This is a genomic window from Streptomyces fulvorobeus (assembly GCF_013167895.1).
Taxonomy (GTDB): domain Bacteria; phylum Actinomycetota; class Actinomycetes; order Streptomycetales; family Streptomycetaceae; genus Streptomyces; species Streptomyces fulvorobeus.
Map to the genome: position 1 here is coordinate 2,184,250 of NZ_BLWC01000001.1, position 16,839 is coordinate 2,201,088.

Annotated in this window: 10 protein-coding genes and 1 pseudogene; 3 read left to right on the forward strand and 8 right to left on the reverse strand. The window is 69.3% G+C overall.

What is annotated here, in order from left to right; translation table 11 throughout:
• The first annotated feature begins 3 nt into the window (after positions 1-3).
• Genes Sfulv_RS09945 through Sfulv_RS09955 form a run of 3 tightly spaced genes read left to right on the forward strand, consistent with a single transcriptional unit; the run spans position 4 to position 4,211 of the window.
• The gene (locus Sfulv_RS09945) at positions 4-2,067 is read left to right on the forward strand and encodes an ATP-binding protein (RefSeq protein WP_173313355.1); all 2,064 of its coding nucleotides are present in this window, start codon (positions 4-6) and stop codon (positions 2,065-2,067) included.
• Positions 2,064-3,038 carry a hydroxymethylglutaryl-CoA lyase gene (locus Sfulv_RS09950; RefSeq protein WP_173313356.1) on the forward strand — a complete coding sequence of 325 codons (975 nt, stop codon included), beginning with the start codon at positions 2,064-2,066 and terminating at the stop codon, positions 3,036-3,038. Before Sfulv_RS09945 ends, Sfulv_RS09950 begins: the two co-directional genes overlap by 4 nt.
• A gap of 6 nt (positions 3,039-3,044) precedes the next feature.
• Positions 3,045-4,211, forward strand: a complete 1,167-nt coding sequence (locus tag Sfulv_RS09955; protein WP_173313357.1) for an acyl-CoA dehydrogenase family protein — start codon at positions 3,045-3,047, stop codon at positions 4,209-4,211.
• A 203-nt stretch (positions 4,212-4,414) separates the two neighbouring features.
• Here Sfulv_RS09955 and Sfulv_RS09960 read toward each other — a convergent pair whose 3' ends face one another.
• From Sfulv_RS09960 to Sfulv_RS09985, 8 genes and pseudogenes are all read right to left on the reverse strand, one after another.
• Entirely contained in the window at positions 4,415-4,624 is a 210-nt protein-coding gene (locus Sfulv_RS09960) for a DUF397 domain-containing protein (protein ID WP_173313358.1), read from the reverse strand.
• An 86-nt stretch (positions 4,625-4,710) separates the two neighbouring features.
• Positions 4,711-4,911 carry a DUF397 domain-containing protein gene (locus Sfulv_RS09965; protein ID WP_173313359.1) on the reverse strand — a complete coding sequence of 67 codons (201 nt, stop codon included), beginning with the start codon at positions 4,909-4,911 and terminating at the stop codon, positions 4,711-4,713.
• Positions 4,908-5,381: pseudogene (locus Sfulv_RS30240) on the reverse strand (DUF5753 domain-containing protein); the annotation flags it as partial. The pseudogene Sfulv_RS30240 and the gene Sfulv_RS09965, both read right to left, overlap by 4 nt.
• A 221-nt stretch (positions 5,382-5,602) precedes the next feature.
• Positions 5,603-5,821: a helix-turn-helix domain-containing protein gene (locus tag Sfulv_RS09970; RefSeq protein WP_371874653.1), complete on the reverse strand. Its 219-nt coding sequence runs from the start codon at positions 5,819-5,821 to the stop codon at positions 5,603-5,605.
• A 9-nt stretch (positions 5,822-5,830) separates the two neighbouring features.
• Entirely contained in the window at positions 5,831-6,349 is a 519-nt protein-coding gene (locus Sfulv_RS09975) for a DUF6879 family protein (protein ID WP_344571344.1), read from the reverse strand.
• A complete protein-coding gene (locus tag Sfulv_RS29785) occupies positions 6,330-6,512 on the reverse strand; it encodes a hypothetical protein (RefSeq protein WP_179763841.1) in 183 nt (60 codons plus the stop codon). Before Sfulv_RS29785 ends, Sfulv_RS09975 begins: the two co-directional genes overlap by 20 nt.
• 410 nt (positions 6,513-6,922) lie before the next feature.
• Positions 6,923-7,435 carry a hypothetical protein gene (locus Sfulv_RS09980; protein ID WP_173313360.1) on the reverse strand — a complete coding sequence of 171 codons (513 nt, stop codon included), beginning with the start codon at positions 7,433-7,435 and terminating at the stop codon, positions 6,923-6,925.
• Between the two features lie 9 nt (positions 7,436-7,444).
• Complete coding sequence (locus Sfulv_RS09985; protein WP_173313361.1) at positions 7,445-16,510, reverse strand: golvesin C-terminal-like domain-containing protein; 9,066 nt, start codon at positions 16,508-16,510, stop codon at positions 7,445-7,447.
• Positions 16,511-16,839 lie beyond the last annotated feature (329 nt).

Genomic DNA, 16,839 nt, shown 5'->3' on the forward strand with positions numbered 1-16,839 from the left:
TCCATGTTCAGCACTGTTCTGGTCGCCAACCGAGGCGAGATCGCCGTCCGGGTCATCCGGACCCTGCGCGAGCTCGGCGTGCGGTCGGTCGCCGTCTTCAGCGACGCGGACGCGGACGCCCGGCACGTACGGGAGGCCGATACGGCGGTACGGATCGGGCCCGCGCCCGCCGCCGAGAGCTACCTCTGCGTGGAACGTCTGCTGGACGCCGCCCGGCGCACCGGCGCCGAGGCCGTCCACCCCGGGTACGGCTTCCTCGCGGAGAACGCGGGCTTCGCGCAGGCGTGCGCCGAGGCCGGTCTCGTCTTCATCGGACCGCCCGCCTCCGCGATCTCGCTGATGGGCGACAAGATCCGGGCCAAGGAGACGGTCGCGGCGGCGGGCGTCCCGGTCGTTCCCGGCTCCTCGGGCAGCGGGCTCACCGACGCCCAACTGGCCGCCTCCGCCCGCGAGATCGCCATGCCCGTCCTGCTGAAGCCCTCGGCGGGCGGCGGTGGCAAGGGCATGCGCCTGGTGCGCGACGAGAGCCTGCTCGCGGACGAGATCGCGGCGGCGCGGCGCGAGGCCCGCGCCTCCTTCGGCGACGACACCCTTCTGGTGGAGCGGTGGATCGACCGCCCGCGCCACATCGAGATCCAGGTCCTGGCCGACGGCCACGGGAACGTGGTGCACCTCGGTGAGCGCGAGTGCTCCCTCCAGCGCCGCCACCAGAAGATCATCGAGGAGGCCCCCTCGGTCCTGCTCGACGAGGCGACCCGGGCCGCGATGGGCGAGGCGGCCGTGCAGGCGGCCCGCTCCTGCGGCTATGTGGGCGCGGGCACGGTGGAGTTCATCGTGCCGGGCGACGACCCCGGCGCGTACTGCTTCATGGAGATGAACACCCGCCTCCAGGTCGAGCACCCGGTGACCGAGCTCATCACCGGACTCGACCTCGTCGAGTGGCAGCTGCGGATCGCCGCGGGCGAACGCCTCCCCTACGGGCAGGACGACATCACACTCACCGGTCACGCCATCGAGGCCCGCGTCTGCGCCGAGGACCCGTCCCGGGGCTTCCTGCCCTCCGGCGGTACGGTGCTGCGGCTGAGCGAGCCGCAGGGCGGCGGGGTCCGCACGGACTCCGGGCTCAGCGAGGGGGTGGCGGTCGGCAGCACGTACGACCCGATGCTGTCGAAGGTCATCGCGTACGGCCCCGACCGGGCGACGGCCCTGCGCCGGCTGCGGGCGGCCCTCGCGGGCACGGTGGTGCTCGGCGTCCCGACCAACGCGGGCTTCCTGCGCCGGCTGCTCGCCCACCCGGCGGTGGCAGCGGGCGAGCTGGACACCGGTCTCGTGGAGCGCGAGGTGGCGGGCCTGGTCCCGGACGGCGTACCCGAGGAGGTGTACGGGGCGGCCGCGCTGCTGCGGCAGTCCTCCCCCGCCGCACCGCCCGGCACCTGGGCGGACCCGTTCTCCGCGCCGGACGGCTGGCGTATGGGCGGCACTCCGGCTCCGGTCGTCCGGCACTTCCGGGTGCCCGGACACGAGCCGGTGCGGACCGCGCTGCGCCCGTGGCCGACCGGGGCCGAGCTGACGATCGGGCTCACCGCGGACGGCGGCGGCCGGGCCGGGGACGTCCAGACGGACGCCTGCGGGCCGGTCCCGCCGCAGCCGGGCGCGCGGGCGGCCCGGCTCGTCGTCGGGTCCGGCCACCGGATCACCGTCGAGATCGACGGCCTGACCCACACCTTCGACCACGCCACCTCGCCCGAGGGCAGCTGGCTGGGCCGGGACGGCGACACCTGGCACGTCCAGGACCACGACCCGGTGGAGGCGTCCCTCAGCGGCGCGGGCCGCGCCGGGCTCGACACGCTGGCCGCGCCCATGCCGGGGACCGTCACCGTGGTGAAGGTCGCCGTAGGGGACGAGGTGGCCGCCGGACAGAGCCTGCTCGTCGTCGAGGCGATGAAGATGGAGCACGTCATCTCCGCGCCGCACGCCGGGACCGTGACCGCGATCGACGTCACGGCGGGCGCCACCGTCGCCATGGACCAGGTGCTGGCCGTCGTGACCGCCGGGGAGGAATCATGACCGGGGGACTTCCCCAGCGGGTGCCCGCCGAGGGGCTGCCGCCCCGGGTCCGCATCCACGAGGTCGGGGCCCGCGACGGCCTCCAGAACGAGAAGGCGGTCGTCCCGACCGAGGTGAAGGCGGAGTTCGTCCGCCGGCTGGCCGTCGCCGGGCTCACCACCATCGAGGCGACCAGCTTCGTGCACCCCAAGTGGGTTCCCCAGCTGGCCGACGCGGAGCAGCTGTTCCCGATGCTCGGCGACATCGCGGACGTCGGGGACGTCGCACTGCCCGTCCTCGTCCCCAACGAGCGCGGCCTCGACCGGGCGCTCGCGCTGGGCGCCCGCCGGATCGCGGTGTTCGGGTCGGCGACCGAGACGTTCGCCGCGCGCAACCTCAACCGGACCGTCGACGAGTCGCTCGCCATGTTCGAACCGGTCGTGGCCCGCGCCAAGGCCGGCGCGGTGCACGTGCGCGGCTACCTCTCGATGTGTTTCGGCGACCCGTGGGAGGGGCCCGTCCCGGTCGCCCAGGTCGTCCGCGTCGCCAGGGCGCTGATGGACCTGGGCTGCGACGAGCTCTCCCTGGGCGACACGATCGGTGTGGCCACGCCGGGCCATGTGCGGTCCCTGCTCTCCGCGCTCAACGCGGAGGGTGTCCCCACGGACGCCATCGGCGTGCACTTCCACGACACCTACGGCCAGGCACTGTCCAACACGCTGGCCGCGCTCCAGCACGGGGTGAGCACCGTGGACGCCTCGGCCGGCGGCCTCGGCGGCTGCCCGTACGCGAAGAGCGCCACCGGCAACCTCGCCACCGAGGACCTCGTGTGGATGCTCGAAGGTCTCGGCATCCACACCGGGGTCGACCTCGCCGAGCTCACCGCCACCAGTGTGTGGCTCGCCGGACACCTGGGCCGGCCCAGCCCTTCCCGTACCGTCCGCGCGCTCTCGGAGCAGCCGACGCGGTCCCAGTCCCACAAGGAGCAGTGATCCCCCATGTCCCTGGACCACCGGCTGACCGCCGAGCACGAGGAACTGCGGCGCACCGTCGAGGCGTTCGCCCACGACGTGGTCGCGCCGAAGATAGGCGACTTCTACGAGCGTCACGAGTTCCCGTACGAGATCGTGCGCGAGATGGGACGGATGGGCCTGTTCGGTCTGCCGTTCCCCGAGGAGTACGGCGGCATGGGCGGCGACTACCTCGCCCTCGGCATCGCCCTGGAGGAGCTGGCCCGGGTCGACTCGTCCGTGGCGATCACCCTGGAGGCCGGGGTCTCGCTGGGGGCGATGCCGGTGTTCCGCTTCGGTACGGAGGAGCAGAAGCGGCAGTGGCTGCCGAGGCTCTGCTCGGGCGAGGCGCTCGGCGCGTTCGGCCTGACCGAGCCGGACTGCGGCTCGGACGCGGGCGGCACGCGTACGACGGCGGTCCTCGACGCGGCGGCCGGTGAGTGGGTCCTCAACGGCTCCAAGTGCTTCATCACCAACTCCGGTACGGACATCACGGAGCTGGTCACGGTCACGGCGGTGACGGGCCGCAAGGAGAACGGCGCCCCGCGCATCTCCGCGATCATCGTGCCGTCCGGCACCCCCGGCTTCACGGTCGCCGCCCCGTACTCCAAGGTCGGCTGGAACGCCTCGGACACCCGCGAGCTGTCCTTCAGCGACGTCCGTGTCCCGGCGGCGAACCTGCTCGGCGAGGAGGGGCGCGGGTACGCGCAGTTCCTGCGCATCCTGGACGAGGGCCGGATCGCCATCTCGGCCCTGTCGACGGGCCTGGCCCAGGGCTGCGTCGACGAGTCGGTGAAGTACGCGGCGCAGCGCCACGCCTTCGGCAGGCCGATCGGCGCCAACCAGGCCATCCAGTTCAAGATCGCTGACATGGAGACGCGCGCGCACATGGCCCGCGTCGGCTGGCGTGACGCGGCCTCGCGCCTGCTGGCGGGCGAGCCCTTCAAGAAGGAGGCGGCGATCGCGAAGCTGTACTCGTCGACGGTGGCGGTGGACAACGCCCGCGAGGCGACCCAGATCCACGGCGGCTACGGCTTCATGAACGAGTACCCGGTGGCCCGCATGTGGCGCGACTCCAAGATCCTGGAGATCGGCGAGGGCACGAGCGAGGTGCAGCGGATGCTGATCGCGCGGGAGCTGGGGCTGCCGGCCTGAGGGTCGGAACCTACGGCTACAGGGCCGCCGTGCGCGTGCGGCGGCGCAGCGCACGGCGGCCTTCCGCTGTGAACGGACCATCCGGTCACAGCCTGCACGGGCTCACACCTCGCGCTCCGGAGGCACGTGGTCCGGGCACAGCGAAGCCCCACCATGCGATGCACAATGGGGCCGCTTCGAACCGGTGCGGGTTGGCCGACTGGTCAGACAGTACCGAACTCTTCAGCCTTCACGCCCGCCACGAAGGAGGCGAACGAGCCTGCGGGGAAGTTCAGAACAGGGCCGCTCGGGTTCTTGGAGTCACGGACGGGGACCACACTGCGCGAAGCGACGAGGTTTGCGGCGACCTCGACACACTGGCCGCCGTTCTCACTGTAGGAGGACGTGTACCAACGGGGGGAATTGGTCGTCACGGTTTGCCCTTTCGTTCCACATTGATCACGACCACGGAGTCCGCCCAAGAGGGCGATTCGGCATGGGGCCGCTGTGGGCTGAGTGGTTAGACGCTGAGTTCTTCGGCCTTCATGCTCGCGATGAAGAAGGCGAACGAGCCTGCGGGGAAGTTCAGAACCGGGCCGCTCGGGTTCTTGGAGTCACGGACGGGGACGATGTCGTGGGAGACGGCAAGGTTGGCCGCGATCTCGATGCAGTCGCCGCCGTTGCTGCTGTACGAGGACTTGAAGAACTGCGGTTCGGTCACGGTGCACCCTTTCGAAGCTGTTCGATCATGGCCACGGAGTCCGCTTGCGAGCGGGCTTCGGCCTGTAGCTGATGGTAGGCCGTCAACATGGGAAGAACGACCCGGCTATCTCGGTCTAGGCGCCCCTGAGTTGCCGACTCTGCGTAGACAACCATCGTCCGATCAGGGAGCGTGACGAGCCTGACCGGTAGGTCAAAGGCTCGCCGCTCACCGAGGGCGTACGGAGCGATTTGCAACACTGTGGTCGGCAGCTCGGCAACCGCAATGAGCCGGTCCAGCTGACCTGCCATGACCCCCGGCCCCCCGACCGGGCGATTGATGCAGCTTTCGTCCAGCACTGCGTAGATGAATGGCGGGGGAGTCCGCTCCAGGGACGCTTGTCGCTCAGCGAGCAGAGCCAGCCGTTCCTCTGCCTGATGCTGTGTGATCGCTCCCCGCCGCACCGCTCCCATGGCGATGGCTGCCGCGTAGGAGCACGACAGAGCGGAGATCGAATGGGCGTGCCTGGTCGCAAGGCTGCGCGCCGACAGCGGCGGGGGCGGCGGCCCTGCCCCCTAGGTACCGCACCTGGCCGGTGTACGCCCGGCAGTTGTGCGCCTCGCGCCCCGAACCGGCCCCGGTCGTCCACCTTCTCCTGGCGGACGGTCGGGGCCTCGTGCTGTCGCGCGCTGCTGGGGCAGCGTCGGTCAAGTCACAGGCGACTGCTTAAGGTTGCACGCGAATTGCCCCGGCTGTCGCCGGGGGACGGGGGCGTTCTGGCGTTCATGATCCGGGACGACTTGGACCGGCTCCACTCGCAGCGCTCGGCCAGGTCGAGCCCGGACAGGCCGGCATCCCGACAGAGTTCCGCGAGACGATCCGCGAGAGCCCGCCGGGCCTGCTGGGCACTGGAGGATGGGGAAAGAGCCATGGTGCGTGATCAGTCCGGCCGGTACTCCGCGTGAGGGATCGCGCGCTGCCATGCTGCCTCATAGGCCGTCGCGTACTGTGCGGCCAACGCCGGATCGTGGAGTACCTCCATGCGCGGGCCGGTCCACTGCCCCTCGCCGCTGAAGTGGTGAAGGATCACGGTTTCCCTGTCCATCACCCACCCGTCCAGCGCGGGGAGCAGCAGATCACGCGCCCGCGAACGGGGCAGCCAACGCACATCCTCACCCGCCGCGACATTGGTGAAGGTGCCGTCGTACTCGTACCGGACGTAGTCGCTCAGCGGCTCGGACACGACTTGCAGCCGCCGCATGACCACACCCCGGCCGGTCGTCTCGGCCACCACGTCCAGCCACGAGCGCCACCACGATTCACGGTCGGCCGGGTCGTACCGGTGACCTTCCTGCCAGCGGATGAACTCGGGGTCATCCCGCATGTAACTGTCCCGCATCTCCAGGTGCATCGCTGAGCGCTGCGCCTTTGCGAGGGCTTCACGTACCGCTGTTGCCACCGTTGTCCTCACTGTCCGGGCGGGGGTTGAACTGAAGCATGTGCGCGGGCAGACGGATCATCGTCTCGTGGTCCGGTACGTCCGTGGAGCGGCCCGGAACGGAGCCCACTTCCTCTGCCGCCCGAACGGTCTCCTCGTCCGCCTTACACGTGATCAGCGTCAAGGCCGCATCCGCATCGCCTCGTCGACGTCCTCCGCCGAGTCCGGTCCCCCGAAGTCGAGCACCGGGATGCCCTTCCTCCTCGACCGTCACTGTCGTCCGTCTTCAGAGCCACCAGGTCATGGTGCCCACGCCATAACCCCCTGCGATGTACGTCTGCGAGCGGCCTCACCCCACGTCGGCACCGATCCTCCCGGCGACGAACCGGGCCGCAGGTACCGCCTGGCACACCCACCGCGTCACCTTCCGGCGGGCGGCTCCTCCGTCTACCGAGGTCGTCCGCCATGACACACCTGAAGAACTCCCCCGGAGAACGGCGAACGGGCCCCGGAGACAGTGTCTCCGGGGCCCGCCGATTCATCCGATTGGCGCCGACGGACTCCCCCGCGCGCCGAGGCCCGCGGGGGCGGCTCTCACAGCCGCAGTCGGCCCACGTGCCTCAGCACGTCCGCCCAGGAGTCGTCGGGGCCGGTGGCGGAGAGCCGGGCGTACTCCGGGCCCGCCACCCACTCCAGGAAGAACGTGGTGAAGTCGTCCGCCGCCTTCTCGAACGCGGCGGACATCCACCATTCGACCCCGGTGTCCGGGAAGTACCAGACCTCGCCCGACGACCGGTTGACGAAGAACGGCTCGTCGGAGACGACCCCGGGGCAGAACCACTCCGCACGGCCGAGGGTGACCGGGGCCCCCTCGACCGGGTCGGTGTGGAACTGCATCCCGTCGACCGTGGTGGCACCGAAGACGGTGACGTCACCACAGGTCGCTCCGTCGGCGACGGTCAGAAACTCCCTGACCTGTTCCGGCAGCCCGGCCCCGATGCTCTCGGGGCCGGCTCCGGCGGGCAGCGAGTTCATCATGCGCCACTCCTCCTGGGTGGAGACCGCCACGCGCAACTCCTCCACGACCCGCCGAAGCTCGTCATTCACCGTGCACACCTACCATTCGACCTTGATCTTGATCGGGGTGAAATCGTCCAGGTTCTTGATCTGGGGCCAGATCTGCTGGGTACCGATGTGCCAGTTGGTGAACCGGTCCAGCATCTTGAGATTACCGGCCGCGTCGGCACCGCCGAGTTGCAGCTCGTGGACGTGGTCGGGGTCCATCCGGTTGAGAATCCGGTCCTTGAGCTTGTCGGCGAAGGCCGGGTTCGTCGACCCGTACTGGTCGTAGACCCGCTTGATCAGGTCACCCTTGTAGTTCTTGGTGATCTGCTTGTTGCGCTTGACCGGGTTGGGCGCCTTGAAGAGCTTCCCCTGGTCGCTCAGCTTCTGCAGAGCCGCCGCCTTCTTGGCGAACTCGAACTTCGACATCCCCTGCTGGTACTTGACCGTGACCTCGGCCGGTCCGCAGTTCGCGTTGTGTACGAGGACGCTCTGCCCCGCGACGACCACGTAGTACGTGTGGACGGCGTCGACGGTCAGATTGTGGACGCGTGCGGTGCGGTGCTGGTGATCGACCGCGGTGACCTGGACCCAGGTGCCGCTGGAGGTGCGCAGCCAGGCGCCGGGTTCGAGGTCGACCGCCTCCGCCCAGCGGCCCGCGTCGGGCAGCCAGTAGGTGTGCGCCTCGGTGGAGGTGATGTTGGCGGTCCGCTTCCCGTCCCGGCCGTCCACGTCGACGGTCAGGGTGACAAGGTCCTTTCCGCCCTTGCTGCTGAGGGTGTCGGTCACCTCCCGGCTGCGGGTGTCACCGGACTCGACGTCGGTGGAGAGGACGTGGTCGCCCTCGCGCAGTTCCTCGATGGCCTTGGTGGAGCCGTCGGCCATCACCACCCGGGTTCCGGGAACGAAGCTGTTGGTGCACTTGGGCGCTTCGGGCTCCTTCTTCGGGGCCCCGGGTGTGTCACCGTCGGCCTTGCGGGCCGTGCTGCTCGCGTCGGCGACGTCGTCGACCTTGTCCGCGGCCTTGGTGGCGTCTCCGGCCGAGTCGGCCGCGTCGAGGCCCTTCTTCGCGTATTTGCCGGCCTTGACGGCCGTCGCCCCGTACCCCACGAGCGGGATCGCGGAGGCCATGGACAGGGCGGCGTCGGCGTAGTTGCCCTCGGCCGCGTACCAGATGCCGTTGGCGACGTCCGCGACCTCGCCGACCACCGGGATCAGGCCGACCACGTCGAGTGCGGCATGACCGATGTCGGACAGCGACAGGCCGAACAGGTGGCCGTCCAGCTCCACGAAGGTGACCGGGTTGCCACCCGCGAAGGCGTAGCGGTTACCGGTGAACGGGTCCGTGGCCAGCGACATGTCGGCGAGCGCCCCGCCGTAGGAGTCGCGGGTCGTGAAGCGGTTCAGACCGGGGTCGTAGTTGCGGAAGCCCATGTCGTACGTGCCGGAGCCCTTGTCCCAGCGGGACGAGTTGAACCGGAAGGCGTTGTACGACTCCTTGCCCGCGTTCCCCGCATCCGGCTTGTCCGCGCCGGTGAACTGCGACGCGTCGTCCTTGCCGTACGCGGTGTACCCGTACGTCGCGCGGGTCCTGCCATCCTCCTTGGTGATCGCCTCGATGTCGCCGCGCGGGCTGGTCGTGTACTGCGAGTACTCCTTGGTGCCGTCGTCCTTGTGCTTGATCTGGGTGGCCTGCTGGCCGGACGGAAGGTACTGGTAGGACTTGTCGGCCTTGCCGTCCAGCTCCTCGCGCAGGACCTGGCTGTCCAGACCGAGGTAGGTGAACGCCGTGGTCTTGGACTCGGCGCCGGAGGTGACCTGGGAGACGGTCCGGTCGAACGGGTCGTAGGTGTAGGACGTGGTCACCGCCGCCGCACCGGACCCCGCACGGGCCTTCACCTGGCGGTCGAAGCCGTCGTAGGTGTACTTCTGCGCGGTCTCGCCGCCGATGCTGACGGTGTCGAGCCGGCCGAGCGGGTCGTAGTTGTAGGTGGAGGAGATGCCTTCGGCACTCGCGCTCAGCAGCCGGTTGCGGTCGTAGCGCTGGGTCGTGGTGACGTCGTCGACCGTCTGCTCGATGACGTTGCTGTTGCGGTCGTAGGTGTAGGACTCGGTGGCCGGCGAGTCACCGGTCTTCTCGGCCTTGGTGACCCGGTCCTGGGGGTCGTACTCGAAGGTGTGGGTGTTGTTGATGTACGCCGAGTTGTCGTCGGCGTTCATCAGTTTCAGTACGTCCTTGGAGCGGTGCCCGTTGGGCGAGTACTCCAGGTCGTGCTGGGAGACGACGGTTCCGCCCGAGGTCTTCTCGACGGACTGCTTGACCGAGCCGTCCAGGTAGTAGGACATGTCGAGCGTGTTGCCGTTGGGCCGGGTCTGCTTGAGCAGCTGCCCCCGGGCGGTGTACGACAACGTGGTGACCTGCTGGTTGCCCGCCGTCGCCGAGTCCGCGTTGGTCACCTTCGCGACCAGCTCGCGCGCGTCGTACTCGATCTTCGACCAGGTCAGGTCGTGGGTGGAGGTGACGGGGTTGCCGTTGGCGTCGTAGGTCAGCGCGGTGGAGTGCTTGACGGTGCCGGCGGCGACCTCCTCGACCTTGGAGATGCGGTTTCCGCCGTCGTAGGCGATCCGGTACGTGTCGATCTTGGCGCCGGAGGAGTTGTCCTTGACCTCCACCATGGCGCCGTTGGCGTCGTACCTGTAGGTGAAGTCCTTCTTCTCGGTGTCGGTCTCGCCGGTGTTGGACCGGACCAGCTTCACCGCGTCGGCGAGGACCGTTCCGTTGGCCTGGTCGCTGACGCTGACCTTCTGCGGACCGTCCTCGACGAACGCGTAGCTGCCGAGCGAGACCCACGTGCCGGTGTTCTGCGTCTGGTTGACGGTCTTGGTGACGCTGCCACCGCTGTGGTCGATCGTGAACTTGGCGTCGCTCGCCGCCCCCGTCATCTTCGGGTGGCGTACGAGGACCTCGTAGGTGCCCTTCTGCGGGATGTTCAGCTGCCACACGAACTGGTCCGCGCCCGAACCGGCCGGGTGCGAGTAGGTGTCGTAGCCGTACTGCTGCTCGGCCTGGGATCGCGCCCAGTTGCCCCGGTTGGTGGAGTTGTTGAAGTCCGAGCTGTCGACCAGGACCACCTGCTTGCCGACGGGCACACCGTCGTCGGAGCGGGCCCGCTGGTTACCGGAGTCGAAGAAGTCCCAGGTCATGGTGCGCTGCTGGGACCCACCGGCCGAGGTCATGGTGTTCTTCGTCTGCTGGCCCAGGTCGTTGTACTCGTAGGACGTGGAGATGTCCCACGGGTCCTTCGCGGTCCGGGTCCAGCCGTTGTCGAAGTAGCTGTACTCGGTGATGTTGCGGACGCTCTGGCCGTCCGACGGCGGGGCCGATACGGAGCTCAGGTTGCCGACGGAGTCGTAGAAGTAGAACGTCGAGTCGGGTGTGCTGTAGCGCGTCGCGTCCTTGTCGAACGGCGACCGCTCCTCCTTGACCCGGTTCAGCTCGTCGTACACGGTCTCCGACGTGAAGTCGCTGTCGTCGTCCGTGGTCTCGACACCGCGCGGCGTGATCGTCTTCGTGCGGTTGCCCACCTGGTCGTACGCGTACCTGGTGGTGCGGTAGGTGACGCCTCCCGCACCGTCCTTCGAGAACGGCACCTTCGACTCGACGAGCCCGCCGCGCTCGTCGTACGTGGCGAGCGCCTCGTTGCCCTCGGAGTCCGTCTTGCCGACGGTGAGGCCGTCGAGGTCGTACCTGACGGTGGTGAAGTTGCCGATGGCGTCCGTGGTCTTCACCACGCGGTGGTTCAGGTCGTTGGTGAAGGAGGTGGTGTAGTCGTCGGGGTCGGCGCTGGCGTTCTTCTTCGGGTCGGACACCTTGACGACGTTTCCGACGTTGTCGTACGCCGTGGTGACCTTCCCGCCGTCCGAGTCGGCCATTTCGACCGGCTGGTACACCGCGTCGTACCGGGTCGTCGAGGTGTGGTCCCCGACGGTCGGGGTCTCGTTGCCCCGGGGGTCGGTGATCGTGGTGACGTTGCCGACCTTGTCGTAGGTGGCGGTCGTCCTGCGGACCGGGTCCGTCGCCTCGTCACCGGGCATGGTCGCCGCGGTGAGCTGGTCGGCCCTGTCGTACACGGAGTCGGACGGCGAGCCGTTCGGCGAGAACGTCCGCGTGATGTTGTCGTTCGCGTCGTAGACGGGGGCCGGCGTCGTGATGAAGTCCCCGGACGCCTGGTCCTTCGGCTCCTTCTTCTCCAGGGGGCGGGCGAAGGTGTCGTAGGTCTGGGTGACCACGGCGCCCTTGGCGTTGGTGACCTTGCTGACGTTGCCGCGTTCGTCGTACACGAAGGTGGACCGGGCGTTGGTGGCGTCGGTGATCGTCGCCGGGTAGCCCACCGGCTGGAAGTCGCTGTTCACGGTCGCGTGACCGTTCGCGTCGATCGACTTCGTCAGCTGGCCGTACGTGTCGTACTCGGACCTCGCCGTGTAGTCGTCCGGGGTCGCCGTGGCGAGACCCTTGGGGTCGGTGACCGAGGTCAGGTTGCCCCGGGTGTCGTACCCGAACTTCCAGGTGCGGCCCGCGGGGGACCGCTTCTCGAAGAGATCGGCGATATGGCCGTTCAGGCCGGTGGAATAGGTGTAGGTACGGGCCGGGGTGCCGTTCTTGTTGGCCTCGGCGTCCTTCTGCTCCAGCGGGTAGCCGGTCTTCTGGTCGTAGACCCAGGTGGTGACCGCCCCGTTGGCCTCCTCCAGCCGGGTGACGTTGTTGTCCGCGTCCCAGTTCAGCTTCGTCGTCTCCGACTTGGCGTTCGTGATCTGCGTGGCACGCCCGTACCCGTCGAGCACCTGCGTGGTGACGTGGTTCTCCGCGTCCGTCACCTTGGTCTCGATCACCGAGCCCGCCGTGCCGTCCGGGTCGGTGTACACGAAGCCCGTGGTGCCGCCGAGGCGGTCGGTGATCTGCTGGGTGCGCCAGTGGAACTTCGGGTCGTCGCCCTCGTTCGGGTAGTAGTAGTCGAGCGAGGTGGAATGGGAGCGCGGGTCGGTCGTCCTGACCAGCTTGACGTTCTTGTTGCCCTGCGTGGCGTCGTACTCGAAGCGGAACACCTTCGGCTGGGCCGAGCCCGCGCCGTCGGTGAGGGTGGTGAGCAGCCCCTTGTCCGAGTACGCGAAGGTCAGCCTGCGCCCCGAGATGTCGGTCATCGACTTGAGGTGGTCGATGATCTTCGGGTTGCTGCTCTCCGCCTTGGAGTAGTAGTCCAGGGTGAGCGACTGCCGGCCGGCCGGGTCGGTGATGTACCGGAGGAACTTGACCGGCTTGTTGTTGGACTTGCGCTCCTCGTAGGTGAAGAGCTGTGTGTTGCCGTTCTTGTCCACCGTCGAGGTGACGTAGCCGTCGCAGTCGAAGAAGAACCGGGTACGGTCCGGACGGGTCAGCGACCACGCCTGCGGGTCACCGTCCTTGTTCGGCGTGCAGTCCACGCCGGAGCCCTGCTCCAGCAGGTAGTGCACGCCCGCGGGCGCCTTCCACGACCCGTCGTCCTGCTTGCGGAAGATGTGCGAGGTGCCGTCGCCGTCCGGCAGGGTCACCTCGCGCGGGTTCGGGTTGGGGTGGAAGTCGAGCGCCGCGCCCAGGCGCAGCGGAGAGGCGGCCTGCGCCGACCAGCCGTGGCCCAGGACGGTGTCCGAGGTGTCGAGCGAGTTGTAGGCGAAGCGGGCGAACGTCGACAGGCCGCGGCCCGGGTTGCTGAGTGCGTTGTACTGCCAGACGGTGTTGCCCGCGTACACGTTGTTCATGAGCGTGCCGCCGCCACCGGTGTTCTTCCCCGAGTACGAGAAGAACTTCTCCATGCCCAGCTGGTCGGAGGTCGGGTCCTCCACGCGCACGTTCTGCGCGAGCGGCGGGATGGAATCGGTGGCCGAGAGCCAGGTGCCCGCCGTGTTGTTGCGCAGGTCCCACTTGAGGACGTAGTCGAGGCGCTTGTTGCCGGAGTCCGAGTTGATCGGGGTCTTCAGCTGCGCCTTGACGGTGACGGTCTCACCGGGCAGGACGTCCTTGGGCAGCGGTGTCCGGAGCTGGTTGCCGCCGGTCGTGGCGTCCGTGCCGTCGGGCAGCGACCAGGTGTAGGAGAGGGCCTGGTCGGCCGCTTTCCACTCGGTGGTCGTGGTGTTGGTGAGGGTGACGTCGATGCCGTACTCGTCGCCCGGGATCATCCGCGCCGGGGTGTCGGGGGCGAAGTACGTGGAGGCTGTGGACTTGGTGATGTACGTGACGACGAGCTGGGGCCGGAGCTGCTCCTCCTCGGCCTCGGATGACAGGAACACCGTGCGCTCCTGGGGGCCGCTCGGGGACTCGTCCCGGAGCTTGACCGCCACGCCCTTGTTCTCCGTGGGCTGGGAGACCCACTGCTGGGCCAGTGAGGTGAGCGTCCAGCTCTGGCGGGCCGGGTCGTTGGTGACCGTGCCCACGGTGTCCGCGACCGCCGTGCCCACGTCGCCGCCAGGTGCCGTCCACGGGGTGGTGGCGGTGGCGTTGTTCCAGCTCGCGGCGGTCTCGTCGAAGTCCTTGGTGAGTGCGCGGAGCTCGTAGACGGCGCCGTCACTGCCGGTGGTGGTCGTCGTGCCCCACAGGTCGAGCTGTGCCTCCAGCACGCGCGCGCCGGCGGGTACCTCGCTCAGCGAGGGGAACTTCAGCAGCGCCCGCGTCCTGCCGTAGGTGGCGGAGTTGTTGCCGACCGACAGCCACGGGTGGCTGATCCCCGACTCGGTGACCGCGTCGTGGCCGGTGGTGGGCTGGGCGCTGGTGAGCGTGGTGTCCGCCGCGTCGCCCTGGAGGACGACGGTCGTCCGGCCCGCGGTGGGCAGTCTGACGATCTGCGTGGGGGCCGGGATCACCTGCCCGTCGCGGGTCTTCACCGCGACCATGTAGTAGAAGACGTTCCCGAAGGTGTCCGCCGAGTCGGCCGGGGTCGGGGTGGCGGTGGAGTCGGTGAAGGACCTGCCGGTGGGCGCCACGGGCGCGAGCAGGGTCTGCGAGGACGGCGTGAAGGTCTGGAACACGCTGCGGTGTACCTGGTACTCCACGATGTCGTCGGCCGTGGAGACCGCGGACGGGTCGGCGTACGCGGACCAGTTCAGCTCGGCGCCGGTGGAGTGGATGACCCGGGGCGTGTCGAGGCTGACTCCGGGGCGGCCCCAGGTCAGCACGAGGCGGGGGAAGTTGGCGCTCTCGCCCTTGTACGCGAATTCGGCGGCCTCGTAGCGCGGGCCGCCCCTGGGCGCGGTGGTGGACTCGTCGGTGGCCTTGACGACGAAGCCGTTGTTGGCGTTGGTGCCGTTGATCCAGGACTGGACGGTGTCGGTGACCCCGAAGGAGTGCCAGGTGTTGACGGTCCCGGCCCGCTTGGTGACGGTGGCGTCCTTGGTCAGCCGTACCGCGTCGGCGATGACCCCGTTGGAGGTGGTCACCGGGGTGTCGCCGAGGGCGACCTTGCCGGCGTTGCCCGCCTTGAAGGGGTGGCTGCCGAGCGTCTTCCACACCCCGCCCGTACCGGTGCGCTGGTCGACGGTGTACGCCTTCGTACCCCCGTCGAACGTCACGGTGTACGGGGCGTTGGTGGCCCGGTCGGACGCCGGAACGCTGTGCACGTCGACCCGGTAGGTGCCGTCCGAGGGGAGCTTCGGCTGCCAGGTGTACGTGTCCCCGGCGACCGCGTCCTTGTTGAACAGGTAGTCCTTCTCGACCGCGTACTGCGTGAACGCGGTGTTCGAGGAAGCGGGCCAGGCGCCCTTGGCCGCGGTGGTCCCGGCGTCGCCGTCGTCGACGACGACCGAGGTGCCGGAGAGCTCACCCGTGATGTTCCGGGCACTGGCCCAGGTGGCGGTGGTCTCGTCCCAGGCCGCGGTGGCGCGGTGCGCCGCCAGGGGGACGTTCGTGTCGCCGGCGCTGTGCGTCTGGTCGTAGTACAGCTTCAGGTCGGCGGAGTCCAGCTTCACCCCGGCCGGTACGCCGGTCAGCGGGAACCGCACCAGGGCACGGGAGGCCCCGCCGAGGCTCGTGGCGCCGACGGACATCCGCCAGTTGCCGTCGTAGTTCGCGGAGGGGTCGTCCGAGGAGATCATGACGTCCTGGGACTGGGTGGGCGTCGGCGCGATCGAGATGGTCGGGTCGATCACCACCGGGTAGCGCCGCTCGGGGGCCGCCAGCCACTTGGCGTCCGGGCGCAGGGTCAGCTCGTACGAGCCCTTGGAGCCCGAGAGCTTCTGCTCGACGGCGTCGCTGGAGGCCGTTCCGTACGCGGAAGCGGCGTCCTTCCTCGCGTCCGTCATGAACGGGGCGGGGATGACCAGCTCGGGCCGTCCGGGGCCGCCGCTCTCGCTGTGGAGGGCGATGGCACCGTTGTCCAGCTGCTCGGCCGCCAGGCCCCCGGTCTCCAGGGTGAAGGTGTACGCGGCGCCGCCGGCGGGCGGGGCGGTAAGGACGATGTCCTCCTTCACCGACCCGTGGCCCACGGTGTAACGGAGGTCCGCTCCGGTGCCCAGCGCGCCCGGGTAGGTGACGGCGTTGCCGGACACCTCGGGGGTGAGCTTCGCCTTCGCCGGCTTCTTGAGGCCGACGGTCACCCCGTGGCCGTTCTCGGTGGTGAAGCGGACGAGCCGGTCCGGGTCGGAACCGAACCGGGTCCCGGCGACGTTGGTGGTGTTGGCGTGGCTGAAGCCGTCACGGGCGGCGGGGCGTACCGCCGTGTCGATGGCCTTCCACTCCTTGCCCGACTCGTAGTGCGTCGGGGTGCCGGAGACCTCGGCCTGGACCCTGCCGTCCGAGAGCTTCCAGTAGCGGGCGCTGGGTGTGCGCCGCTCCTCGATCTCGGCCGTCCGCCTGGGTGTGGGTGCCTCGCGCCCCGCGGGAAGACGTTCGTTGTCCGGCACCCCCTCGTCGGGAAGCGCGGGTGGCCGGGATCTCTTCCCGTCGCCGTCGTCGTCTGCCCCGAACCAGCTGCGTACGCCGTCGACGAGCGCCTTGCCCTCGACCTGCGCGGCGAACGCCGGCTGGGGCAGACCCGTCAACAGCAGCACCACGATGCTGCTGGTCGTCAGATTTCTGCGTGTGCGTGGTCCGAACATCGCTCGTATTCATCCTCAGTGCCTTCGGACCGCACCGGACCAGGCCCCTTCGCGGGGTACGCGAAAGCGGCTGGAGGCGACGGTCGGTATCTGACCGGCTCCCCAGCGTTCGTCACCGGCGCGAGAGTTCTACTGCGTTTAGTGGGGTTCATGTCAACCGTTGACGCATAGGGTGCGCTACCGGACGTAAGACCCCATGGGCGCCGGACCGTCCGATATCCACCAAGGGCGGGGGCGCGGGGGACGGTTGGCGCGTCGCCTCAGGAGCGGGTGGGCCGCCCGGGCAGGAGAAGAAAGGGTAGGCTAACCTTCCCTTCGGACCGCAGTCG

Excerpts from the sequence above, each read along its gene's own strand:
- Sfulv_RS09945 (WP_173313355.1), top strand. The coding sequence starts at position 4 with ATGTTCAGCACTGTTCTGGTCGCCAACCGAGGCGAGATCGCCGTCCGG.
- Sfulv_RS09950 (WP_173313356.1), top strand. The coding sequence starts at position 2,064 with ATGACCGGGGGACTTCCCCAGCGGGTGCCCGCCGAGGGGCTGCCGCCC.
- Sfulv_RS09955 (WP_173313357.1), top strand. The coding sequence starts at position 3,045 with ATGTCCCTGGACCACCGGCTGACCGCCGAGCACGAGGAACTGCGGCGC.
- Sfulv_RS09970 (WP_371874653.1), bottom strand. The coding sequence starts at position 5,821 with ATGGCTCTTTCCCCATCCTCCAGTGCCCAGCAGGCCCGGCGGGCTCTC.
- Sfulv_RS09985 (WP_173313361.1), bottom strand. The coding sequence starts at position 16,510 with ATGTTCGGACCACGCACACGCAGAAATCTGACGACCAGCAGCATCGTG.